The 22,833-nt window shown below is 70.7% G+C and carries 21 protein-coding genes; 3 read left to right on the plus strand and 18 right to left on the minus strand.

Annotated elements, in window-relative coordinates; translation table 11 throughout:
- Nucleotides 1–92: 92 nt before the first annotated feature.
- The 14 genes from ABS772_RS00585 to ABS772_RS00650 form a co-directional block, all read right to left on the minus strand.
- Nucleotides 93–1,454: an HlyD family type I secretion periplasmic adaptor subunit gene (locus ABS772_RS00585; protein WP_238255507.1), complete on the minus strand. Its 1,362-nt coding sequence runs from the start codon at nt 1,452–1,454 to the stop codon at nt 93–95.
- Nucleotides 1,454–3,211, minus strand: a complete 1,758-nt coding sequence (locus ABS772_RS00590; RefSeq protein ID WP_238255506.1) for a type I secretion system permease/ATPase — start codon at nt 3,209–3,211, stop codon at nt 1,454–1,456. The genes ABS772_RS00585 and ABS772_RS00590 overlap by 1 nt, the downstream gene beginning before the upstream one ends.
- A 409-nt stretch (nt 3,212–3,620) precedes the next feature.
- Complete coding sequence (pufC, locus tag ABS772_RS00595; protein WP_350391656.1) at nt 3,621–4,730, minus strand: photosynthetic reaction center cytochrome PufC; 1,110 nt, start codon at nt 4,728–4,730, stop codon at nt 3,621–3,623.
- Complete coding sequence (gene pufM, locus ABS772_RS00600; RefSeq protein ID WP_238255520.1) at nt 4,727–5,704, minus strand: photosynthetic reaction center subunit M; 978 nt, start codon at nt 5,702–5,704, stop codon at nt 4,727–4,729. Before pufM ends, pufC begins: the two co-directional genes overlap by 4 nt.
- Before the next feature lie 124 nt (nt 5,705–5,828).
- Nucleotides 5,829–6,653: a photosynthetic reaction center subunit L gene (pufL, locus tag ABS772_RS00605; protein WP_238255504.1), complete on the minus strand. Its 825-nt coding sequence runs from the start codon at nt 6,651–6,653 to the stop codon at nt 5,829–5,831.
- Nucleotides 6,654–6,731: 78 nt separating this feature from the next.
- Complete coding sequence (gene pufA, locus ABS772_RS00610; RefSeq protein ID WP_012454734.1) at nt 6,732–6,920, minus strand: light-harvesting antenna LH1, alpha subunit; 189 nt, start codon at nt 6,918–6,920, stop codon at nt 6,732–6,734.
- A gap of 11 nt (nt 6,921–6,931) precedes the next feature.
- Nucleotides 6,932–7,162: a light-harvesting antenna LH1, beta subunit gene (gene pufB / locus ABS772_RS00615; RefSeq protein WP_183434156.1), complete on the minus strand. Its 231-nt coding sequence runs from the start codon at nt 7,160–7,162 to the stop codon at nt 6,932–6,934.
- Nucleotides 7,163–7,282: 120 nt separating this feature from the next.
- Complete coding sequence (locus ABS772_RS00620; RefSeq protein ID WP_350391657.1) at nt 7,283–7,516, minus strand: hypothetical protein; 234 nt, start codon at nt 7,514–7,516, stop codon at nt 7,283–7,285.
- 68 nt (nt 7,517–7,584) lie between these two features.
- Entirely contained in the window at nt 7,585–9,051 is a 1,467-nt protein-coding gene (bchZ, locus tag ABS772_RS00625) for a chlorophyllide a reductase subunit Z (RefSeq protein WP_350391658.1), read from the minus strand.
- Entirely contained in the window at nt 9,051–10,577 is a 1,527-nt protein-coding gene (gene bchY, locus ABS772_RS00630) for a chlorophyllide a reductase subunit Y (protein ID WP_350391659.1), read from the minus strand. Before bchY ends, bchZ begins: the two co-directional genes overlap by 1 nt.
- 3 nt (nt 10,578–10,580) lie before the next feature.
- On the minus strand, nt 10,581–11,585 hold the full coding sequence (locus ABS772_RS00635; RefSeq protein ID WP_350391660.1) for a chlorophyllide a reductase iron protein subunit X: 1,005 nt from the start codon (nt 11,583–11,585) through the stop codon (nt 10,581–10,583).
- Entirely contained in the window at nt 11,582–12,520 is a 939-nt protein-coding gene (gene bchC, locus ABS772_RS00640) for a chlorophyll synthesis pathway protein BchC (RefSeq protein WP_350391661.1), read from the minus strand. Before bchC ends, ABS772_RS00635 begins: the two co-directional genes overlap by 4 nt.
- A 105-nt stretch (nt 12,521–12,625) precedes the next feature.
- Entirely contained in the window at nt 12,626–13,765 is a 1,140-nt protein-coding gene (locus tag ABS772_RS00645) for a methyltransferase (RefSeq protein ID WP_350391670.1), read from the minus strand.
- Between the two features lie 22 nt (nt 13,766–13,787).
- Nucleotides 13,788–14,654, minus strand: a complete 867-nt coding sequence (locus tag ABS772_RS00650; protein ID WP_350391662.1) for a polyprenyl synthetase family protein — start codon at nt 14,652–14,654, stop codon at nt 13,788–13,790.
- Nucleotides 14,655–14,762: 108 nt separating this feature from the next.
- Between ABS772_RS00650 and crtD the strand changes: the two genes are divergently transcribed.
- Both crtD and ABS772_RS00660 read left to right on the plus strand, forming a co-directional pair.
- Complete coding sequence (gene crtD, locus ABS772_RS00655; RefSeq protein ID WP_350391663.1) at nt 14,763–16,298, plus strand: 1-hydroxycarotenoid 3,4-desaturase CrtD; 1,536 nt, start codon at nt 14,763–14,765, stop codon at nt 16,296–16,298.
- Complete coding sequence (locus ABS772_RS00660; protein WP_350391664.1) at nt 16,295–17,155, plus strand: carotenoid 1,2-hydratase; 861 nt, start codon at nt 16,295–16,297, stop codon at nt 17,153–17,155. Before crtD ends, ABS772_RS00660 begins: the two co-directional genes overlap by 4 nt.
- A gap of 6 nt (nt 17,156–17,161) precedes the next feature.
- On the opposite strand, the gene ABS772_RS00665 is transcribed toward ABS772_RS00660, so the two are convergent.
- Together ABS772_RS00665 and ftsY are read right to left on the minus strand one after the other, a co-directional pair.
- Entirely contained in the window at nt 17,162–17,782 is a 621-nt protein-coding gene (locus ABS772_RS00665; RefSeq protein ID WP_238254695.1) for a septation protein A, read from the minus strand.
- Between the two features lie 43 nt (nt 17,783–17,825).
- Complete coding sequence (gene ftsY / locus ABS772_RS00670) at nt 17,826–19,289, minus strand: signal recognition particle-docking protein FtsY (RefSeq protein WP_350391665.1); 1,464 nt, start codon at nt 19,287–19,289, stop codon at nt 17,826–17,828.
- Nucleotides 19,290–19,344: 55 nt separating this feature from the next.
- Between ftsY and ABS772_RS00675 the strand changes: the two genes are divergently transcribed.
- Nucleotides 19,345–20,109 carry an RluA family pseudouridine synthase gene (locus ABS772_RS00675; protein ID WP_350391666.1) on the plus strand — a complete coding sequence of 255 codons (765 nt, stop codon included), beginning with the start codon at nt 19,345–19,347 and terminating at the stop codon, nt 20,107–20,109.
- 335 nt (nt 20,110–20,444) lie between these two features.
- On the opposite strand, the gene mtaB is transcribed toward ABS772_RS00675, so the two are convergent.
- Both mtaB and dapF read right to left on the minus strand, forming a co-directional pair.
- A complete protein-coding gene (gene mtaB, locus ABS772_RS00680; protein WP_350391667.1) occupies nt 20,445–21,677 on the minus strand; it encodes a tRNA (N(6)-L-threonylcarbamoyladenosine(37)-C(2))-methylthiotransferase MtaB in 1,233 nt (410 codons plus the stop codon).
- On the minus strand, nt 21,674–22,564 hold the full coding sequence (dapF, locus tag ABS772_RS00685) for a diaminopimelate epimerase (RefSeq protein WP_350391668.1): 891 nt from the start codon (nt 22,562–22,564) through the stop codon (nt 21,674–21,676). The genes mtaB and dapF overlap by 4 nt, the downstream gene beginning before the upstream one ends.
- Nucleotides 22,565–22,833 lie beyond the last annotated feature (269 nt).

Here is a 22,833-nt window from a genome sequence, read left to right on the forward strand (position 1 = left end):
ACCGGGATTGTCCGCGGAGGCGGGCGCCGGTGACCGGGGCCGGAGAGACACTGGGGTGATCGCCTGAAGCGATCACCCCGGGGGTAAGTTGCTCAGCGCTCGCGCCACGCCTTGGCGATCTGATCGGTGAGCGGCTTGGTCAGGTAGGACAGCACCGAGCGCTCGCCGATCTGCGTGAAGGATTCCACCGGCATGCCCGGCACCAGCCGCAGGCCCGACAGGCGCTCCTTCTGGTCCTCGCGAATGCGGATGCGCGCCGTGTAGAAGCTCATGCCGGTCTTGGCGTCCTGGGTCACGTCGGCCGAGACCCGCACCACCTCGCCGTCGATCTCCGGCGTGGTGCGCGTGTTGAAGGCGGGGAAGCGCAGCACCGCCTTCTGCCCGACCCGCACGTTGTCGATGTCCTGCGGCTGCACCCGCACCTCGACGAGGAGCTGGTCGGAGGCGGGCACGATCAGCATCGCCGGCTCGCTCGGCACCACGAGGCCGCCGACGGTGTGCACGTTCATCTGGTGCACGTAGCCGTCCTGCGGCGCGCGCAGCTCGACCCGCTTGAGCTGGTCCTCCGCCGCGACCCGCTTCTCGCGCAGCTCCGACCACTTGCCGCGGATCTCGGCCAGATCCTTGCCGGTCTCGGTGCGCATCTCGCCGTCGATCTGGATGATCTGCAGCTCGGTCTCGGCGACCTTGCCGCGGGCGGAGGCCGTGGAGGCGACGAGCTGGCCGCGCTCGCCCTCCAGCCGGGCGGCGTCGCGCTCGAGTGCCGTGACCCGCGAGAGCGGCACGAGGTTCTTGGCGTAGAGGTCGCGAACGCCGGTCAGCTCGTGGCCGATCAGGTTGATCTCGCGGTCCTTGGCCGCCGCCTGCTTGGTGAGCCCGTCGATCTCCTGGCGGAGCTGGTCGATGCGCTCGCGCAGCTGCGCCTTCTGGCCCTCGCGGCCGGCGACGCGCGACGCGAACAGGCGCGATTCGCCGTCGATCAGCCGGGCGACGGTGGGATCGGTGTCGATGCGGGCGACGAGTTCGGGCGGGAAGGTGATGGTCTTGAACCCGTCGCGTTCGGCCTCGTCGCGGGCGCGGCGGGCGGAGAGCTCGTCCATCGCCTTCAGGACGATGTCGAGGTTGGCCCGGGTCTGGGTCTCGTCGAGGCGGATCAGCACGTCGCCGGCGGCGACCCGCTGGCCCTCGCGGGCGAGGAGCTGGCCGACGACGCCGCCCGTGGGATGCTGGACCTTCTTGACGTCGGTCTCGACCACGAGCTGGCCGGGCGCGATCACCGCGGCCGAGATGTCGGTGAAGACGGCCCAGCCGCCCACGCCGCAGACGAGTGCCACGGAGAGGCCGATGGCGACGGCGAGGTGGCGACGGATCGAGCCGTGGGCGACGGGCCGCGGCAGCGCTGGGGCGAGGCCGCTCAGGGGGGCGAGCGTCGAGGGAGCTAGCGTCGAGGACATCAGGCACTCTCACGGATCGTGGGCGCGGCAACCTGCGCGGCCGGAGCGTCGGCGGGAACGGGCGTCGGCGCCGGGCGCAGCACGCGCTTGAGGATCTCGTCCTTCGGGCCGAAGGCCTGGGCGCGGCCGTCGGCCATCATCAGGATCAGGTCGAGGGCGGCGAGCGCACTCGGCCGGTGGGCGACGACCACGCAGATGCCGCCGCGCTGGCGCACGCCGAGGATCGCCTGCGTCAGGGCGTTCTCGCCCTCGCTGTCGAGGTTGGCGTTGGGCTCGTCGAGCACCACGAGGAAGGGCTCGCGATAGAGCGCGCGGGCGAGCCCGACGCGCTGGCGCTGCCCGGCGGAGAGGCCGGAGCCGCCCTCGCCGATGCGGGTGTCGTAGCCCTCGGGCAGCCGCAGGATGAGCTCGTGGACGCCGCCCGCCTTGGCCGCCGCGATGATCGCTTCGGCCGGGGCGTCGGGCTCGAAGCGGGCGATGTTCTCGGCGACCGTGCCGGCGAACAGCTCCACCTCCTGCGGCAGGAAGCCGATATGCGCGCCGAGATCCGTGCTCGACCACTGATCGAGCGCCGCGCCATCGAAGCGGACCTTTCCGCGCACCGGCGGCCAGACGCCGACGAGCGCCCGGACCAGCGAGGACTTGCCGGAGGCCGAGGGGCCGATGATGCCGAGGCCCTGACCGGCGCGGAGGCCGAAGCTGACGTCCTGCACCACGAGCCGGGGCGCGCCGGGCGGAGCGATGCTGGCGTTCTCGACGGTGATGGTCTCACTCGGAGCCGGCAGGGCGTGCGGACGCGCGCCTTGCGGCATCCGCGCCAGCAGCTCGGACAGGCGGTGCCAGCTCTGGCGGGCGGCGACGAAGCCCTTCCAGTTGGCGATGGTGAGCTCCGCGGGCGCCAGAGCGCGGGAGACGAGGATCGAGCTCGCGATGATGACGCCGGCGCTGGCCTCGTTGTGGATGACGAGCCACGCGCCGAGCGCGAGCACGCCCGATTGCAGCGCCATGCGGAAGACCTTCGAGCCGGCGCCGAAGCCGCTTCCGGCATCCGCCACGGCCTGATGGGCGTTCATGTAGTCGCGGTTGGCCGAGGCCCAGCGAGCGGCGAGGCGGTCCTGCATGCCCATGGCGGCCAGCACCTCGGCGTTGCGGCGGCCGGCATCGGCCAGTCCGTTGCGGCGCATGCCGTGGCTGGTCGCCTCCCGCGTCGGGTCCTTGCTGGCGCGGTCGGTGAGGAAGGTCAGGGCGACGAGAATGCCCATGCCGACGAGGGCGGCGACGCCGATCAGCGGATGGAACAGGAAGCAGATCGCGAGGTAGAACGGCATCCACGGCAGGTCGAAGAAGGCCGAGGGGCCGGAACCGGACAGGAAGGCGCGGATCTGGTCGAGGTCGCGCAGGGGCAGGAGACCGTCGCCCTGGTTCGTGCCCTTGAGGGGCGCGCGCACCACGAGATCGAACACGCGCCCGCTCAACGACTCGTCCAGCGCCGCGCCGACCCGGGCGAGGATGCGCCCGCGGATGGCTTCGAGCACGCCCTGGAAGGCGTAGAGGGCGAGGGCGAGCGCGGCCAGCCCGATCAGGGTCGGCACGGAGCGGCTCGGGATCACGCGGTCGTAGACCTCGAGCATGAAGAACGAGCCGGTGAGATAGAGGATGTTCACGAGGCCGCTCATCACGGCCACCCCCACGAAGGCCGATTTGCACTGCCGGAGTGCGGCGGCAATCTCGTTCTTGTCGCGCCTGTCGCTCACCATCGTCCCCCTTGATGCACCGCGGTCCGGATTCGCCGCCATTCCGACCGTCACGTGACCCCTGCCGAATGAGCGTCTTGATACCCGAAAATGCGACTAAATTTCAGCATACATGCTCTAATCAGGAAGGGTTACGTCTTTCGATCTAGCGAAATATTGAACATATTCTTAAGTCGCTTCGCCGTCGCCGACGGATCGATTGAACGCGCTCCGGCGTGCCGTCCCGACGTGTCTAGAACACAGTCCCGACAGTTATTTGACGGCTGTGGAAACCGAGCGAAGCGAGCCGAAAAGGCTAACCCGTCTTCACCGGGCGGATATCCTCGACGGCGGGTCGGTACGAAAAAAACCGCCGGCCCGATGGACCGGCGGCTCGTCGTTTCTCGATCCGTCCAACGGACAGGACCGCCCGCTATTGCGGCGGGGTTGCGGGTGCCTCCGGCGGCGCCTCGGGCGCTGCCGGGGTCTGCGGCGCCGCCGCCATCTCGGCCGTGTTCTTGGTGAGTTCGGGGTAGGTCTCGACCACGTGCGCGCCCGCCAGGGGTTTGCTCTGCCCGTTGTGGCAGGTGGCGCAGTTCAGCTTCGGCGCGTCACCGGTCGGGCCGAGACGGTTGGGCGGGAAGGTCGTGGTCAGCGGCTCGATATAGTCGCCATTGAGATCGCGCACCATGCGGATCGCGTGCCAGGCCAGGGTCCGCTGAGGCGTGCTCTGCGACCAGTTCGAGATCGCCCGGGTGTTGTGGCAGTAGGTGCAGTTGACGCCGAGCGACGACGACATGTGCATCATCAGGCCATAGGTCCGCTCGGCGGCCTGAATCGGCTTGCCCTTGCTCTCCGGCAACGCTGTCGTCGCGTTCACGCGGATCAGGTTCTCGTCGACATCCTTCTTCGCGAAGAACTCGCTCAGCGTGTCGTAGGGCAGAGAGGCGAGGCCGACGGAGGGCGAGGCCATGTTCTGCCCGTTGTTGCGGGCGATGAAGCCGCTCTTGTAGTTCGGCCCCGGATTCTGGAACCAGATGTTCGTCGGCACGGGCTGGCCGCGGTGGCAGGTGTAGCAGGTCACCCCGGCTTCGCCGACATGCTTCTCCTTCCAGTCCGTGTTGATGTGCTGCACCATCTGGATCATCCGCCGGGCGACGTGCTTCTGGTAGAGGCTGTCGTCGGCCATGTTCTCGGTGTTGTGGCAGTAGGTGCAGCCCTGCTCGGGGCTGACCCATTCCGTCATCGAGACCATCAGGCGGTTGAATTCCTCGACGCTCAGATCCTTGAGAACCTTGACGTTCTCGTAGACCGCGCCGGCCTTCTCGGTCCCGGCCTCGACCGGTTCGGCGGGGGTCGGCGGCAGGTTGGCGGCCTTGAGCGCCGCCGCGCCGGCCTTGGTCTGGATCTGATCCATGCCCGTGCCGCGGAAGCCGTGCTGCTGGGCGAGGATCGGCGGCTTGGTCCAGCCGGCGGTGCCGAACTGGGCGATGGTGAGGAACAGGGCGACGACCGCGCCCGCGACGACGAGCAGAGTCTTCATGGCGTCCCCCCTGGCGTCGCGAGCGGGTCGGTGATCGGTCCGTAGATCTGCGGATAGGACGGCGCGACGCCGTGCTTGACCGCCCACAGGTACCAGTTGTCCACCACGGTGCCGGTCAGCAGGATGCCGATGCCGCCGGTCAGCGTCGTCAGCACCGCGAACCACCACGCCCAGCGGTGAACCGACTCCATCGTGGCGTTGAAGCCCATGGTCCAGCGCCAGAACAGCGCGGCGCGCTCGGTCGCGGTGCCGCGATCGACGATCTGGTCGATCTCACGCTCCGACCCGTAGCGGCTGGTGGCGAGGATCGTCGCCCCGTGCATGGCGAAGAGCAGCGTCGACCCGTAGAGGAAGACGATCGAGAGCATGTGGAACGGGTTGTAGAACAGGTTGCCGTAGCGCAGCGAGAACGCCGCGGTCCAATCGAGGTGCGGGAAGATGCCGAAGGGCACCGCCTCGCTCCACGACCCCATCAGCAGCGGCCGGATGAAGCCGAGCACGAGGTAGAGCCAGATCGCCGAGGCGAAGGCCCAGGGCACGTGCGTGCCGAGGCCGAGCGCGCGGGCGCGGCGATACATCCTGACCCACCAGAGCAGGATCGAGGTGGTGAGGAAGAAGCCCGCGATCAGCCACCATCCGCCCTCGTTGAGCGGCGGCAGCACCTTGAGGCCGTATTTGGGCAGGGGCGGCTCCAACGCCAGCCAGGGCAGCTGGCGCACGAACTGGATCGGATCCCAGTTCACGCTGGCCCACATGTTGAGGCCGATGATCTCGAAGGCGATCAGGCCGCAGGCGAAGGACAGCGCCCCGAGATAGCCGCCGTAGATCGGTCCGACCTGGGAATTGCCGATCAGCCCGAACAGGTAGCTGTTGAACGGCCGCCCGACACGGGAATCGACCGAGATCGGGATGCCGTGCTCCGGCTCGACCGGGCGCACCTGCACCTGGGTGAAGATGTTCTGATAGTAGGCCACGGCGTCTCCCTCCATGGACCTGCGGTCGCTCAGGGAGGCTCGCGCCGTCGGCGGAGAATCCCGCGCCCGAAGATCGGACCTGCGCCTCAAGCCGGCCGGCGCGGACGCCGGACGGCGATCCGTTTCACCGCCACACGGGCAGGTTGAGCCACCAGCCCCACCATTCCGGCCACCCTTGCGTCCAGAAGGGCCCCGAGATGACGATGCAGACCGCGCTCCAGAATCCCGCGGAGAGCGCGAGGAACAGGCCCAGCCGGTGGATGCCGAGCGTCCCGATCGAGTAGCCGATCGTGTCGCGGAAGTAGGTGTCCTCGTGCTCGGGCGTCTTCACCGTCTCGCCCTTGGCGGGGTTGGTCGAGGACAGGATCAGCGAGCCGTGGAGCGCCAGCGCCAAGGTCGTCGTGAAGAAGAAGCTCACGGCGAGCATGTGCGCGGGATTGTAGTGGAAGTGCAGGTACTGGTAGCCGGTGTTCGACACCCAATCGAGGTGCGAGAGGATGCCGTAGGGGAAGCCGTAGCCCCAGGCGCCCATCAGGAGCGGGCGGATCACCACCAGCGTGACGTAGGCGAAGATCGCCACCGAGAAGGCGAACGGCACGTGGTAGCCGATGCCGAGCTTGCGGCAGATCTCGACCTCGCGCAGCGCCCAGGAGGCGAACGCCCCAACCGCGCAGAAGGTGATGATCTGCCACAGGCCCCCTTCCTTCAGGGGCGCCAGCGCCAACCCGTATTTCAGATCCGGGGGCGCGATGTTGATCTGCCAGATGTTCCAGGTCGGGCCGATCGCCGCGCCGTAGAGGATCAGCGCGGTGCCGAGCACCGAGAAGAAGATCGTCGTGACGCCGAAGAAGCCGACGTAGAACGGGCCGACCCAGAAATCGAAGAGGTCACCGCCCAGCAGGGTGCCGCCGCGGACCCGGTATTTGCGCTCGAAGCTCAGCATCGCCATGGCGGAGATCCCCAAGGTGAGGATGGAGGATGCCGGGGCAGGCGCGCCCGCCCGCGGCAGGACCGGCGAGGAAGCCGGTCAGCCCGGCATCGTCGGGAGGACGAGGCTGTGGGCGGCGGCCGCCTTCGCGTCCTTCGGGCCTTCGAGCCAGTTGAACCGGTCGGTGCTGAGCAGGATGAAGTGGATCAGCAGCGCCAGAACGAACAGGAAGGTGAAGAGCGCGACGAGGGTGCGCCGCGGATCGAACAGAAGCCAGATCTTGTGCATCGCGCGCCTCCTCAGCCGATCATCGACACGAGGCCGTGTGCGGCGTTCGTCACGCCGTCAAGAAGGGCGTAGCCCTTCGGCCCGGGAAGCCAGGGCCGCCACAGCCAGACGAGGATGTGGGCGACCACGGCGATCGCCGTGAAGATGATGAAGCTCGTCAAGAAGATCGCGTGGAACTCCTTGGCTTCGGGTTCCGTCAGCCCGGACAGGCTGCTCGGTCTTTCAGTGATACCGTTGGCCATCGATCGAACCTCCGCTGGTTATGCCGCGCGCTTGGCAAAGGCGCGGCGGGTGTCGCCGTGACTCGATGACATCACGGCGCAGGGTCCCCCGTGTCACCGCACGGAAGTGCTTGGGGCGCGCTAGCCCATGAAGGCGAAGGGGATGGCCGAGACCGCCATGGCCTTGGCCTCGCCGAAGATCGAGCGCCGCACCGGCGGCAGGCCGCGCCGCTGCGCCTGCCGCGGCAGGACGCGCTGCACGATCGCCGCGGCGAGAAAGAACGGGTAGGTCGCGGCCAGAATGATCCGGAACTGGATCGCCTCGCTGTGCAGGCGCGACGATGCGGGCATCGATCGTTGCATGACGACTCCCATGGCAGGTGCCTCCGCAGGCTGTCCGGCGCGGCGTGGGGCCGGAGGGTGAAGAGGATGGAGGAGCGCGCTCATGCGGCGGCTCCCGCGGTGAGGTCGCTCTGCGCCCGCTCGACATGGGCGGGCGCGACACGGTCGGCGGCGGCCCGGCGCGCGGCGCGCTCGGCGGCGTCGCGCAGGCGCTTGGCGGCGGAGATGCGGGTGAGGACGGGATGCCGCTCGACCAGCGCGTCGAGAAGGGCGCGGGCCGCCTCGTCCCAGGGCAGTTCGCGGTGCGTCCGGGCGGGGGTGGCCTCCACCGCATCCATGTCGCGGGCGAGCGGCAGGATGTGGAAGAGCATGTCGAACAGGGCGTTGCAGACCTCCTGCACGAGGTAGGTCGCGCCGGCGTAGCCCATGAAGGGCGTTCCGGTGTGCCGCCGGATGATCGCGCCGGGGAACGAGGCGGGGACGTAGGCCGCCCGCCCGCCGCTCTCGGCGAGGTACATCCGCTCGTTGAAGGAGCCGAACAGGACCAGCGGCGGGTTGGCCTTGATCGCCTCGCGCACCGCGGCGTTGTCGGGCTTGGTCCCGGCGCTGCGCGCGAAGGCGAAGTGGCAGGGCAGGCCCATCTCCTCTTCGAGGAAGTGGCGCACACCCCGCGCGTAGGTCTCGGTCGCGACGATGCCGAAGCTCGCCGTCCCGAAGAAGTCCTGCGTCACCGAGCGCCACAGGTCCCAGACCGGCTTGATCGTGGTGTGGCGCTCGCGCTCGATGAAGGGCTCGGGATCGATCCCGAGGATCTCGCCGAGCGAGCGCAGGAACTTGGTGGTCGAAAGTACCCCGATCGGCGCCTGGAGGTAGGGCCGTTCCAGGCTCTCGCAGAGCAGGCGGCCGAACTCGCGGTAGAGGCAGATATTGGCATCCGCGTTGACGAGCTTGGGCACGTCGGCGAGATGCGAGCCGAGCGGGAAGGTGAGGTTCACCTCGGCGCCGATGCCCTCGACGAGGCGGCGGATCTCGGCGAGGTCCGAGGGCATGTTGAAGGTGCCGTAGGCCGGGCCGATGATGTTGACCCGCGGCTTCTCCCCGGGCTTGCGCTCGGGCCGGGCCGGAATGCCCTTCTTGGCGAAGCGCCGCGCGCCGTATTCCTGCCAGAGCCAGCTCATCGCCCGGTCGGCGGATTGCCACTGGTCCTCGTCGATGGTGCGCGGCAGGAAGCGCTGCAGCCCGGTCCCCTCCGGCGTGACGCCGCCGCCGATCATCTCGGCGATGGAGCCCGTCACCACGACGCTCGGCTGGCCGGGATCGAGCGTGCCGTGCGCTCGCTTCATCGCTCCTTCCGTGCCGTGGCGGCCGAGCTCCTCCTCCGCCAAGCCGGTGACGACGATGGGCAATTCGTGCGGCGGCAGCGCGTCGGTGTAGTGGAGGACCGAGGTGACCGGCAGATTCTCGCAGCCCACGGGGCCGTCGATGACGACCTGCAATCCCTTGATCGCGGTGAAGACGTAGACCGCCCCCCAGTAGCCGCCGGCCCGGTCGTGATCGAGGACGAGCATCACGCCATCTCCCCGACCGGTTTCTCGGGGGCCTGCGCCTTCGGCGCGGCCTTGATCCGCGGCACGTCCTGCCAGATGCCGGCGGCGTGGCCGGTGCCGACCCCCTCGAAGAAGGCGCGCATGGCATCGAAGCGCGGCCGGTTGGCGAGCGCCGCGTTCACCACCTTGGCGAGCGAGCCGGCGCCGGCCGCCCCCATCAGGGGGCGCGCCGAGATCAGGTTGGTGAAGTAGAGCGCCGGCGTGCCGGCCTCCTTCGCCTTCTGCACCACCGGGGTCGTGCCGATGGCGAGATCCGGCCGGAATTCCTCGAACGCGGCGAGGTCGTCCTCCAGCGAGGCGCGGTACCGGATGCGGACGCCGCGCGCTTCCAGCCACGCCCGGTCGGGTTCGGACCAGGGCGTGCGCGGACAGGCGGTGCCGACATAGGGCACCTCGGCGCCGCTCTCGACGAGGAGGCGCGCGACCAGCAGTTCCGAGCCCTCGTAACCCGAGAGCGTGATGCGTCCGCGGATCGGCGCCGCGGAGAGCGCGCCGCGGATCGCCGGCAGCCATCGGTTCTGCGCCGCCGCGATCTTGTCCCGCGGGACGTCGCAGACGTTGCCGATGGCCTCCAGCCACTCGGCGGTGCCGTCGTGGCCGACGGGGGCGGAGCCCACCACCGGGCGCCCGGCCGCCTCGAACTCGCGCACGCTCGCGGTGTAGAACGGGTGGATCGCCGCCACCGCCGCCGCATCGAGGGCGCCGTAGAGTTCGCGCCATTCCCGCGTCGGCACGACCGGCCCGGCGCTGAGGCCGAGCGGTTCGAGGAGCCCGCCGATCACCACGGGATCGGCGGGGAACATCTCGCCGATCAGCGCGACGGAGGGGCGCTCCGAGCGACCACCGCGCGGGGCCTGGACCGGGCCCTGCTCGGCCTCCGTGCGGGCGAATTTGAGCATCGCGCCAGCCAGCACGTCCTTGGCCTCGGCATGGGTCGGCACGCCGAAGCCCGGTACGTCGATGCCGATGACGCGCACCCCGTCGATCTGCTTCGGCAGCAGCCGCAGCGGCACGCCCGAGGCGGTCGGGACGCAGAGGTTGATGACGACGACGGCGTCGCACTCCTCGGGCTTGGCGGAGGCGTGGACCGCCTCGCGGATATCCTCGAACAGCTTGCCGGTGACGAGCGTCTCGGAATTGAACGGGACGTAGCCGACGCTGCGCCGCGCGCCGTAGAAGTGCGAGGTGAAGGTGAGCCCATAGACGCAGCAGGCGGAGCCCGACAGGATCGTCGCGGTGCGCCGCATCCGCAGGCCGACGCGAAGGCTGCCGAAGGCCGGGCACATGCTCTGCGGCTGGTCGTGCGGACCGGCCGGGTAGTCCCGCTTGTACTGTTCCAGCGTCGCCGACAGGCCGGCGGCCTCGGCGGCCGCTCGCATCGCATCCTTGCCGGCGTGGCAGCCGAGCCCGTCGCCCTGCGTCGCGGCGATGTCGATGCCCTCGGGGCGGCGTGCGCGGAGCGCGGCGATGTCGAGGCTGACCGCCATGGCTCAGACCTCGTCGTAGACGATTTCGAGGGACGGCTTGGCGAGGCTGGTCCGCCCGCACATGTCCTCGAGGGTGGCGGGCTCCAGCACGACGTCGCGCCCGGTGGCTTCGCTGGAGAACAGGCCGAGCAGGGCGTCCTGGCTCAGCGGTTTCGGCTGGTGCGGCGCGGCCTCCGCCACGTTCTGCGAGAGGTCGGCGAAGAGCGAGCCCCAGCGCCCCTCGGGCTTGCCGATGATCTCGTAGTTGGCGCTCTTGCGGCGGATGTCGTCGTCGGCCGGGATCGAGGCCAGCACCGGAATGCCGGCGGCCCTCGCAAACGCCTGCGCCTCGCCGGTGCCGTCGTCCTTGTTGATGACGAGGCCGCCGACGCCGACATTGCCGCCCATCTTGCGGAAATACTCCACCGCCGAGCAGACGTTGTTGGCGACGTAGAGTGATTGCAGGTCGTTGGAGCCGACGACGATGACCTTTTGGCACATGTCCCGGGCGATCGGCAGGCCGAAGCCGCCGCAGACCACGTCGCCGAGGAAGTCGAGCAGGACGTAGTCGAAGCCCCATTCGTGGAAGCCGAGCTTTTCCAGAAGCTCGAAGCCATGGATGATGCCGCGCCCGCCGCAGCCGCGACCGACTTCCGGTCCGCCGAGCTCCATCGCGTAGACGCCGTCGCGCTTGAAGCAGACGTCGCCGATGGCGACCGCCTCGCCCGCGAGCTTCTTCCTGGTGGAGGTCTCGATGATGGTCGGGCAGGCGCGCCCGCCGAACAGGAGCGAGGTCGTGTCGCTCTTCGGGTCGCAGCCGATCAACAGCACCTTCCGGCCCTGCTGGGCCATCATGTAGCTGAGGTTGGCCAGGGTGAACGACTTGCCGATGCCGCCCTTGCCGTAGATCGCGATGATCTGCGTCTCGCGCTTCACCTCGCCGGTGGCGACCGGATCGGGCTCGATGGCGGCCTCGTCCCGCAGCGTGGCGGCGGCGGCGAGCGCCGCCTTGTTGAGCTGGAGATTCATGAGCAGGTCCTCCAATCGAGGATCATCTTCAGGCAGGACGGGTCGGCGAAGGCCGTGCGGTAGGCCTCCGGCGCCGCCGAGGCGGGCACCCGGTGGGTGATGAGGCCGTCGAGCGACAGGCTGCCGGCCTCGATCAGCGTACGGACCGCGGCGAGGTCGGCCGGCCGCCACTCCGCCGAGACCCGGATGCGGGCCTCGCGCATGAAGGCGGGCGGGAAGGCGAAGGCGAGCGGCGCCTCGTAGAAGCCGGCGAGCACGATCTCGCCGCCGGGGGCGAGACGGCCGATCAGCGTGTCGAGGAGGCCTGAATCGCCGCTGACGTCGGTGACGACCGGATAGTCGCGGGCCGGGTCGTCCTCGGGCGCGAGCACGGCGTAACCGAACGCGCCTTCGGACCGCAGCGGCTCGCGCTCCCAGACGACCGGCTCGGCGCCCGCGAGCAGCGTCAGCCGCGCCAGCAGCCGGCCGAGCACGCCGTGGCCGACGATCAGGTTCCGCTCGCCGGGGACGATGCCGGAGAGGGCGTGGTAGGCGGTCGCCGCGAGCGCGATCAGGCAGGCCCGGTCGCCGAGGGCGGCATCCACCGGGACGAGGCGGGAGGCGGGGGCGATCAGGTGCGAGGCCGCGCCGCCGAACAGGCCCTTGACCTCGCCGAAGCAGCGGGCGCCGGGGACGAACACGGTCTGTCCGACGCGCAGGCCGCTTCCGGCCTCGGCCTCGACCACCGTGCCGACCGACTCGTATCCCGGCACGAGCGGGTAGCCCATGCCGGGGAAGGGCGGCATCCGGCCGGACCAGAGCAGCCGCTCGGTTCCCGTGCTGATTCCGCTCCAGGAAACGGCGACGACCGCGTCGCCTTGGGCAGCTGGGGTGAGCGCGAGGCGGCTGAGCGCCAGGTGCTCCGGTCGCTCGAGAACGACGGCCAACGCCTCCATGTTCGTGCCTCCGCTCTCTCTTGTTGGCGACTCTGCCGGATGCAGGACCGCATAGTGTCAATCTAGATGGACACAACGTCCCGTCAAGGAAAGATTACATTCCGCTCACCGAACGGCGACGATAAGTCGTGCGAGGAGCGGCCTGCGGGTGCTTTTCTCGCGGATCGCGGCGAATCCGGCCTGGGCGAGCATGCCGGCCAGTTCCTCCACTCGCCGCGGCCGGCCGCTTCCCATCGCGAGGAGGTAGAATCCGAAATACGCGTCGCCGACCGGCTCCGCGCCGCCGGTTCCGGCCATCGGCTCGGCGATGACGACGAGACCGCCGGGCGGCAGCGCCGCGTGGACCGCCCTGAGGATCGCCAGGGCCGCCGCATCGTCGTGATCATGGATCACGCGCACGAGGCTGATCGCGTCGGCCCCCGTCGGCAGCGGACCGTCGAGGAAGGTCTGGCCGAAGCAGGTCACCCGGTCGCCGATCCCCTCGGCCGCAAACCGCGCCGCGGCCCGCTCGGCGACCGGCGGCAGATCGAGCAGGCGCAGCGCCAGATCCGGGTGGCGTCGGGCGGCGTGCGTCAGGAAGACGCCCTCCCCGCCTCCGACATCCATGAGGCAGGTCCGGCCGGCGAGCGGGAGCGCGTCGAGGACGTCGTCGGCGATCAGTGCCTGCGAGGCCGCCATCAACCGGCTGTAGGCAGCCACCGATTCGGGGTGGATCGAGCCGGCATTCCCCGCATCGGCGTACGGCCAGTAGCCGGCGAGCCGGGTCGCGCCCGCCTCGCCGCGCAGCAGCGCGACGGGGTCGGCCAGATCCGCGTAGAGCATCGCGTGATGCTCGATCATCAGGGCGATCGAGGGATTGCCGATCAGCGCCGCGCCGAGGTCGGCGAGCGCGAAGCGGCCGTCGGGCAGCCGCGCGATCAGGCCGAGGGAGGTTGCGGCTCGGAGCAGGGTTAGCCCGCGCTCCGGCGACAGGCCGAGCCGGTGGGCGATGGCCTCCGGGCCGAGCGGGCCGGCCCGCAGCAATCCGAACAGGTCGAGCCGGACGCAGGCGAACAGCACCTGCGCGTAGACGAAGCCGGCGCAGAGATCGAACAGGGCCCGCGTGTTGCGCTGCGCGATCCGGCGAGTGAGCGGGAAACCGGCCGCCCAGCGCTGGAAGCCCGGTGAGGCCACCAGGCGGTTGCGCAGGGCGAGCCAGCGCTCGCGCCAGCCGGGATGCCGCGGCGCCGGCCCGATCTCCGTCATCGCGCCGGGCGGCACGGCGGCCTCACGCGAGTTCGCGCAGGGAAGCGGGCAGGAACAGTCGCGTCTGCGCTTCGATCTCGGCGCGCATGGCGTCCTGCCCCGGACAGGTCGGGATCACCTCGATCGCCTCCCGCGTCAGCCGCTTGAGCCGCTCAAGGGCACCGCTCATTCCGAGGAGGGCGGCGGCGTTCGGGCGTCCGAGGGTCGCGTCGCGGCCGGCGGGTTTGCCGATCTCCTCCTGACGGCAGGCGACGTCGCGCAGGTCGTCGGCGACCTGATAGGCTTCGCCGAGGCACTCGCCGAGCAGGCGCCAGGGCAAGGGCGCGGCGCCCGCGGCCGCCGCGCCGGCGACGGTCGCGGCGGCGAACAGCGCCCCGGTCTTGGCCTGCTGGTACTCGACGAGATCGACATGCGGCTCGGATTCCCAGGCCTGGCCCGCGACGATGCCCGCCGGCGAGCCGACGGCGCGGGCGACGAGCCCGACGAGGGACGCCAGCCGGGCGGGCGAGCGGGCGGCGCCCCGCGCCAGCGTCTCGAAGGCGGCAACGATCAGCGCGTCGCCGGTCAGGACGGCGAGCGGAACGCCGAAGGCGGCGTGGACCGACGGCTTCTGCCGGCGCATCGGCGCGTCGTCGAAGCAGGGCAGGTCGTCGTGGACGAGGGAGGCGCAGTGCAGCAGCTCGATCGCCGCCGCCGCGGCATCGGAGGCGCCGGGATCGTCGTCACCGCAGGCGAGCGCCACGGCGATGCAGAGGCGGGGACGGATGCGATGGCCGCCGGGGAAGACGGCGTAGCGGATCGCCTCGGCCAGGAGCGGCGGTGCACCCGGCGCCTCCGCATGCGAGACCGCCACGTCGAGCACCGTCTCGATCCGCCTTCCGACATCCATGGCGACCTCCCGAGTAAATTCATTTTGTCTTGCTCAAGTGTCAACTATGATTGACAGTGTTTGCGGCCCGGATCAACGCCGCAGGCCGGACAAAGCAGGCATCTTTCGATGGAGAAGCGCGTCATCGTGATCGGCGCCGGGATCGGCGGCCTCGCGGCGGCGCTCAGCCTCGCCGCGTCCGGTCTCGACGTGACGGTGCTGGAGCGCGCTCCGCCCGTCGGCGGCAAGATGCGCTCGGTCAGCGTCGGGGGCGTTCCGGTCGAGGCGGGGCCGACCGTCTTCACCATGCGCTGGGTGTTCGACGAGCTCTTCGCCGAGGCGGGCACGAGCCTCGAGACGGAGATCGGGTTGCGGCCGGCCTCGCTGCTCGCCCGGCACGCCTGGAGCGCGCACGAGCGGCTGGATCTCTTCGCCGACATCGCCGCCTCCGCCGACGCCATCGACGCCTTCGCGGGCGCGCGGGAGGCGGAAGGCTACCGCCGCTTCTGCGCCCGCGCGGCAGAGGTCTACCGCACGCTGGAGGGGCCGTTCATCCGTGCCGAACGGCCGAGCCCGGTCGATCTCGCCCAACGCGTCGGCCTGTCGGGGCTCGGCAGCCTCTGGCGCATCCAACCGTTCGCGACCCTGTGGTCGGCGCTCGGTGAGTATTTTCGCGATCCGCGGCTGCGCCAGCTCTTCGGGCGCTACGCCACCTATTGCGGCGCCTCGCCGTTCGAGGCGCCGGCCACGCTGATGCTGGTCGCCCATGTCGAGCAGGCCGGCGTCTGGACCGTCGAGGGCGGCTTGAGCCGCCTCGCGGGCGCCGTCTCGGACCTGGCGGAACGCCGGGGGGCGAAGATCCGCACCGGGGTGCAGGTGGCGCGGATCCTGACCGAAGGGAGCCGGGTCGCCGGGGTCGAACTGGCGGACGGCGAGCGCCTTGCCGCCGACGCGGTGATCGCCAACGCGGATGTGGCCGCCCTCGCTGCGGGCCTGCTCGGCCCCGAGGCGGTCGGTGCCGGCGACCGGATCCCGCCCCGCGAACGCTCGCTCTCGGCGGTCACCGCCTGCCTGACCGCGCGGGCGAAAGGCTTCGACCTCGCCCATCACAGCGTGTTCTTCTCCGCCGACTACCGCGCGGAGTTCGACACGATCCTGCGCGGACGCCGCCTGCCGCCGGACCCGACCGTCTACGTCTGCGCCCAGGATCGAGACGGCGACGGCGGCTCGGCGCCCGATGGGCCGGAGCGCCTGCTCCTCCTCGTCAACGCCCCGGCCGATGGCGGGGACCGCCCCCTCACCCCTCGGGAGATCGCCGCATGCGAGACGACCATCCTTCGCAAGCTCTCGGCCTGCGGGCTGACCCTGGAGCCGACGGGACCGGCGACGCTCACGACGCCGACAGGCTTCGCGGGGCTGTTTCCGGGGACGGGGGGCGCCCTCTACGGCCGGGCCTCGCACGGCTGGACGGCGACCTTCAAGCGACCGGGGGCGCGGACGCGGGTGCCGGGCCTCTACCTTGCGGGGGGGAGCGTGCATCCGGGGCCGGGAGTGCCGATGGCGGCGCAGTCGGGCCGGCTCGCGGCGGCGGCACTGCGCGCGGACCTCGATTCGACGGCGCGGTCGCGCGCGGCGGCTACGTCTGGTGGTACGTCGATGCGGTGAGCGCGGACGGGCGCCAGGGGCTCACCGTCATCGCCTTCATCGGCAGCGTGTTCTCGCCCTATTACGGGTGGGACGCGTCGCGCGACCCGTTCGCCCACTGCGCCGTCAACGTCGTGCTCTACGGCGAGCGCGCCAACCGCTTCGCCATGACCGAGCGCGACGCCCGCTCCCTGTCGCGGGACGCGTCGCGCTTCAGCCTCGGGCCGTCCTCGCTCGAATGGGACGGCAGCGTGCTCACCATCCGCCTCGACGAGCGCGGCGCCCCGATTCCGCGGGCCGTGCGCGGCACGGTGCGGGTGCGGCCGAAGGCGCTGACGGCGCAGCCCTTCACCCTCGACGCGCAGGGCCTGCACCGCTGGTGGCCGATGGCGCCCGATTGCGAGGTCGAGGCGGAGTTTTCCTCACCCGCGATCGCCTGGCGCGGCAGCGGCTACCACGACACCAACGACGGCGACGGCGCCCTTGAAGATGCGTTCACGGACTGGACCTGGTGCCGCGCGCCGCTCCAGCGCGGCTCGGCCATCCTCTACGACGTGCGCCGGACCGATGGCAGCGGCCAGAACTTGACTTTGCGCTTCGACGCGGACGGCAGCCGCCGCGAGATGCGCCCGCCGCTCGCCGCCCCCTTGCCGCCGACCGGCCTGTGGCGGATGCCGCGCTCGACCCGCAGCGACGATGCGCGGGCGCAGGTCGTCCGCACCTTCGAGGACACGCCGTTCTACGCCCGCTCGCTGCTCGCCTCGACCCTCGACGGCGAGGCGGCGCGGCCGGTGCACGAGAGCCTCTCGCTGACCCGGTTCCGCAACCCGCTGGTGCGGCTGATGCTGCCGTTCCGGATGCCGCGGCGGATCGGCTAGGATCGGTCAGCCGGCCTTCGCTTCGGCCTCGTCCTTGCGCTCGTGGCGCAGCAGCAGCGGCGTCTGCGCCAGAGCGAAGGCGATGGTGAGCGGCATGATGCCGAACACTTTGAAGCTCACCCAGAAATCCTCGGTCTGGGTGCGCCAGACGATCTCGTTGAGGGCGGCGAGCGCGAGGAAGAACAGGCCCCAGCGGAAGGTGAGCTTGCGCCAGCCCTCGTCGGTCAGCGCGAACATGCTGTCGAGCACGACCGAGAGCAGCGACTTGTTGAAGGCGAGCCCGCCGAGCAGGACGAGGCCGAACAGCGTGTTCACGATGGTCGGCTTCATCATGATGAAGGTCTTGTCCTGAAGCGCCAGCGTCAGCCCGCCGAACACCAGCACGACGACGCCGGAGACGAGGGGCATGATCGGCAGCCGCCGCAGCAGGGCGAAGTGCACGCCGAGCGCGATCATCGTGGCGACGATGAATACGCCGGTCGCCACGAACAGCTTGCTCTCCGGCGTCACGCCGAAGCGCTCGGCATAGGCGTTGCTGAAGAAGAACACCGCGAGCGGGCCCACCTCCAGCGCCAGCTTGAGGAGCGGCGGCAGGTGCCGGCGCGGCGGGACGCTCTCGACCTTCATGCTGAGGTTCTCATGATCTTCCGATGGGGCGGCGGGCAATCGGTTACTCCTTGGGGAGGCCGGTGATCGCCCTGGCAAAATCCCGCGCGGCGAACGGCTCCAGATCCTCGACGCCCTCGCCGACCCCGATGAAATGCACGGGCAGGCCGAACTTCGCGGCGAGTGCCACCAGAATACCGCCCCGCGCGGTTCCGTCGAGCTTCGTCATCACGAGTCCGGACACGGGGGCCGCCTGCGAGAACAGCTCGACCTGGCTCAGCGCATTCTGGCCGACGGTGGCGTCGAGAACCAGCAGGGTGGCGTGGGGCGCTTCCGGATCGAGCTTGCGGATGACCCGGACGATCTTCTCCAGCTCCGCCATCAGCCCCGCCTTGTTCTGCAAGCGGCCGGCGGTGTCGATGAGGAGCACGTCGGTGCCCTTCTCCCGCGCCTCCTTGAAGGCATCGAAGGCGAGCCCGGCGGCGTCCGATCCCTGCTCGCGGCTGATCACGGGGGTGTTCGTGCGCTCGCCCCAGACCCGCAGCTGCTCGATCGCCGCGGCGCGGAACGTGTCGCCCGCCGCCAGCATCACGCTGCGGCCCTCCGCCTTGAACTTGAGGGAGAGCTTGCCGATCGTCGTCGTCTTGCCGGCACCGTTCACGCCGACCGTCAGGATCACGTAGGGCTTCTTGCCCGTGTCGATGGCGATCGGAGTCGCCACCGGCTCCAGCGCTCGCTCGATCTCGGTAGCGAGGATGGCGCGCACCTCGTCGGGCGAGATACCCTTCTCGTAGCGGCCCTTGCCGACCGCCTCCGACATCCGCGTGGCCGTCTCCACGCCGAAATCGGCCTGGATCAGCGCGTCCTCCAGATCCTCCAGGGTGGTCGCGTCGAGCTTGCGCTTGGTGAACAGCCCCGTCACCCGATCCGACAGGGCCGAAGAGGTGCGGCGCATGCCCTCGGTGAGCCGCGACCACCAGCCCCGCTTCTCCGTGCCCTCGACGGCACCGGAGATCGCATCGCTGGCGAGCGCCGCGGCGGCATCGACGGGCTGGATGTCGGCCTCGGCGGGCGGCTGCGCCTCGGCCGGGACCGCCTCCTCCGCGTCACCGGCCGTCAGGCGCGACCACCAGTTCCGCTTCTCCGCCGGCTCCGCGGAGAGGGCCGACGGTTCCGGCTCCGTCGTCGTCTCGTCCGGCTGCGGCGCTTCGCCCGACGGCGGCTGCGGCTCCGGCTGGAGGTCGGCGCCCTCGACCTGATCGGGGATGCGGTTCTTGTCGGGATCCTCGGAGGCGGGTTCGCTGACCGGCGGCGGCACGTGGGACACGTCGTCCGCCGCGGTGGCGAAGTCCGGCAGACCCTCGGATTCGGAGGCCGGCGACAAAGGGTCTGGCGTGACCGGCGGCGTGTCCGGCTGAACCTCGGCCGGCAGTTCCTCGGCGGGCGTGGGGTCGGCAGGCTTCGCCTCGGGCGCACCCTTCCGCCCGAACAGGCGTCCGAACCAGCCGGGCTTCTCGTCGTCGCTCATCCCAGTCCCTTATACAGCCTTGCCCGCGACGATCCGGCATTCTAGCCCGTGAGGCATGAACGCGCGTGTTTCAGTGCCGGATCGCACCGTCGGACCGGAGATAGGGCTTTCCCTGCTCTACCGCGATGCCCTGATGCTCGTCATCGACAAGCCGGCGGGTCTGCCGGTGCATCCGGGGCCGAAGGGCGGGCCGACCCTGACCGACCATCTCGACGCCCTGCGCTTCGGCCTGCCGCGCCGCCCGGAGGCCGCGCATCGGCTCGACCGCGACACCTCGGGCTGCCTCGTGCTGGGCCGTCACGCCAAGGCGCTCGCCCGTCTGAACCGCCTGTTCGCCGACGGCAAGGTGGACAAGACCTATTGGGCGCTGGTCGAGGGCGGACCCGAGGCGATGGAGGGGCGCATCGACCTGCCGCTGGCCAAGCGCTCGGACGATCCGCGCAGCTGGTGGATGAAGGCGGACCCGGCCGGGGCGCCGTCGCTGACGCTCTACCGGGTGCTCGGGCGGGCGGACGGGATGTCGTGGCTGGAACTGAAGCCGGTGACGGGGCGCACGCATCAGCTGCGCGTCCACTGCGCGGCGATGGGGTGGCCGATCCGCGGCGACGCGATCTACGGATCCGCCGGGCGGGAGGGGCCGGGGCTCCAGCTCCATGCGCGGGGCTTGCGCCTGCCGCTCTATCCGAAGCGCGAGGCGATCGCCGTGGAGGCGCCCGCGCCGGGGCATATGCGGGCGGGGTTGGCGGCATGCGGGATGGTCGCCGCCTCGCAAAACCCTCTCCCCTCCGCGGGCGAGGGTGCCCGCGCAGCGGACGGGTGATACCTTTTCCCGGTCGATCGCTTCGGGCTTTGCCAGCCTCCGTCATCGCGAAGGCGGAGCCGAAGCGATCCAGCGCGCGACTCATCCGGAAAAGTCGCGGACTGGATTGCCACGGCTTCGCCTCGCAATGACGGAGGAAACACCGAAGCGATCAAACGGATGGCGTATGGGGGGCCGGCTCAGGTTCTTCCGGAAAGGTCGCTCCCCTTCCCCGACCCTCGCTCACGCGAGGGCCACCCTCCTCCAGCGCAAGTCGGGCCTGCCCGACGTGAGCACCCAAGAATGCGGATATCGGACAGGCCCGATATCCGTGCGGGGAGGGGTTGGTGCGCCTCTCAAGCCGCGAGCAAAGCCTGCCCGTCATGTCCCGTCACGGTGACGGCGCGGATCTCTCCAGCCGGCACCGTTTCCGCGAAGCGCACCAGCGCGAACGCTTCCGTCCGCCCCGTATCGCCCCGCTCGGTCAGCACCCGGCGGCGGGCGCCGACTTCACCGTCGAGATGGCGGGCGAGCGCCGCCGCGCCGGCCTCGCGCAGTCGCGCGGCGCGCGCGCGGATCACGTCGCCGGGCACCGCCGGCATCCGGGCGGCGGGCGTGCCGGGGCGCGGCGAGTAGGGGAAGACGTGGAGATGCGTCAGCCCGCATTCCGCCACCAGATCGAGGGAGCGGGTGAACTGCGCCTCGGTCTCGGTCGGAAACCCGGCGATCAGGTCGGCGCCGAAGACGAGGCCGGGACGCAGGTCGCGCAGGGTCGCGCAGAGGCGGATCGCGTCAGCGCGGGAATGGCGGCGCTTCATCCGCTTCAGGATCAGGTCGTCCCCCGCCTGGAGCGAGAGGTGGACATGCGGCATCAGCCGCGACTCCTCGGCAAACGCCGCGATCAGCGCCGCATCGGCCTCGACCGAGTCGATCGAGGAAAGCCGCAGGCGGGCGAGATCCGGCACCTCGGCGAGGATCGTGCGGACGAGACGCCCCAGGCTCAGGTCGGGATCGAGATCGCGGCCGTAGGCGGTGAGATCGACGCCGGTGAGCACCACCTCGCGGCCGCCATGCTCGACGATGCGGCGCACCTGCGCCACCACCTCGCCAACGGGGACCGAGCGGGAGTGTCCGCGGCCGAACGGGATGATGCAGAAGGTGCAGCGATGGTCGCAGCCGTTCTGCACCGGCACGAAGGCGCGGGTATGCCCACTCATGGTGGCGATGCGCGTCGGCTCGGCGGCCCGTACCGCCATGATGTCCTCTGGCTCGGATGGGGCCCCGTCGCGCCAGCTCTCCGGCCTGAGCTTCGCCGCGTTGCCGACGAGGCGCGCCACCTCCGGCATCCCGGAATACTGCGCGCGCTCGACCTCGGCGCCGCAGCCGGTGACGACGATCTCGGCGCCGGGCCGCTCGCGCGCGAGACGGCGGATTGCCTTGCGGGCCTGCCGCCCGGCCTCGGCGGTGACGGCGCAGGTGTTGACGACGACGAGGTCGCGGCCCTGCGCGCCGGCCTCGGCATGGCCGCGCAGCACCTCCGACTCGACGGTGTTGAGACGGCAGCCGAAGGTGAGCGTCTCGACGCTCACCCGTCGAGTCCGGCGAAGAGGTCGGGCGCGAAGGTGCCCTCGCCCTCAAGGAAGACCGGGCCGGTCATCAGCACGTGGTCGTCGGCGCGCCACTCGATCGCGAGTTCCCCGCCGGGAAGCGCCACGCGGGCGGCGCGGCCGATCATGCGCAGGCGCGAGGCCGCCACCACCGTGGCGCAGGCGGCCGTGCCGCAGGCGAGCGTCAGCCCGGCGCCGCGCTCCCAGACCCGCAGCTTGATCGTGTCGCGGCCGGTCACCTGGGCGATGGAGATGTTGGCGCGCTCCGGGAAGATCGGGTGCGCTTCGAGCAGCGGGCCGATGCGGCCGAGATCGTAGCTGTCGGGGTCGCGCTCCACGAAGAAGATCGCGTGCGGATTGCCCATGCTCACGGCGGCGGGCGAGTGCAGGATCGGGTCGTCGATCGGCCCGACCTGAAGCTCGATGCGCCGGGTATCGGGGAAGGGCTCGGCGAGGGGGATCTCGTCCCAGCGCAGGCGTGGCTGGCCCATATCGACGGTGAAGGAGCGGTCGGTCACGCGCTTCACGGCGACGAGACCCGCCTTGGTCTCCAGCGTCAGGCAGCCGTTCTCGGCGGGCCGCGCCATGGCCGGATCGTCGAGCAGCGCGTAGCCGACGCAGCGGGTGCCGTTGCCGCAGGCGCCCGATTCCGAGCCATCGGTGTTGTAGATGCGCATGAAGGCGTCGGTGCCCGGCGTCACGGGGTCGTGTACCACCATGAGCTGGTCGAAGCGCGAATGCGCGTCGGCGGCGATGGCGCGGGCCTCGGCCGGGGCGACGCGAATCGAGCTGCCGCGCAGGTCGAGCACGACGATGGCGTTGCCGGCACCGTGCATCTTCAGGAAGCGGCGCTCTGCGAGAGGGCTCATCGGACCTCTGACGACCTTGTCTGCGGGAATGTGGGGGATGGCGCGGCGTATAGGGCAAAAGCCCGCCGCCCGCGAGTCGGGAGGTATGGCCCGCATCGTCGCGCCGCAACGGTCTCGCGCGGGGCGCGTTTCGGCCCTACCCTGCCGGCATCGGCCACTCGGAGCCTCACCGCCTTGACCCGTCTCGCCACCCTCGCCGCGGGCCTGCTGGCTCTCGCTCCCGTCCTGCCCTCCGCGTCCCTCGCCCAGAACGCACCGCCGCCCAGCAC

This window comes from Methylorubrum podarium (genome assembly GCF_040270385.1).
Lineage (GTDB): Bacteria > Pseudomonadota > Alphaproteobacteria > Rhizobiales > Beijerinckiaceae > Methylobacterium > Methylobacterium podarium.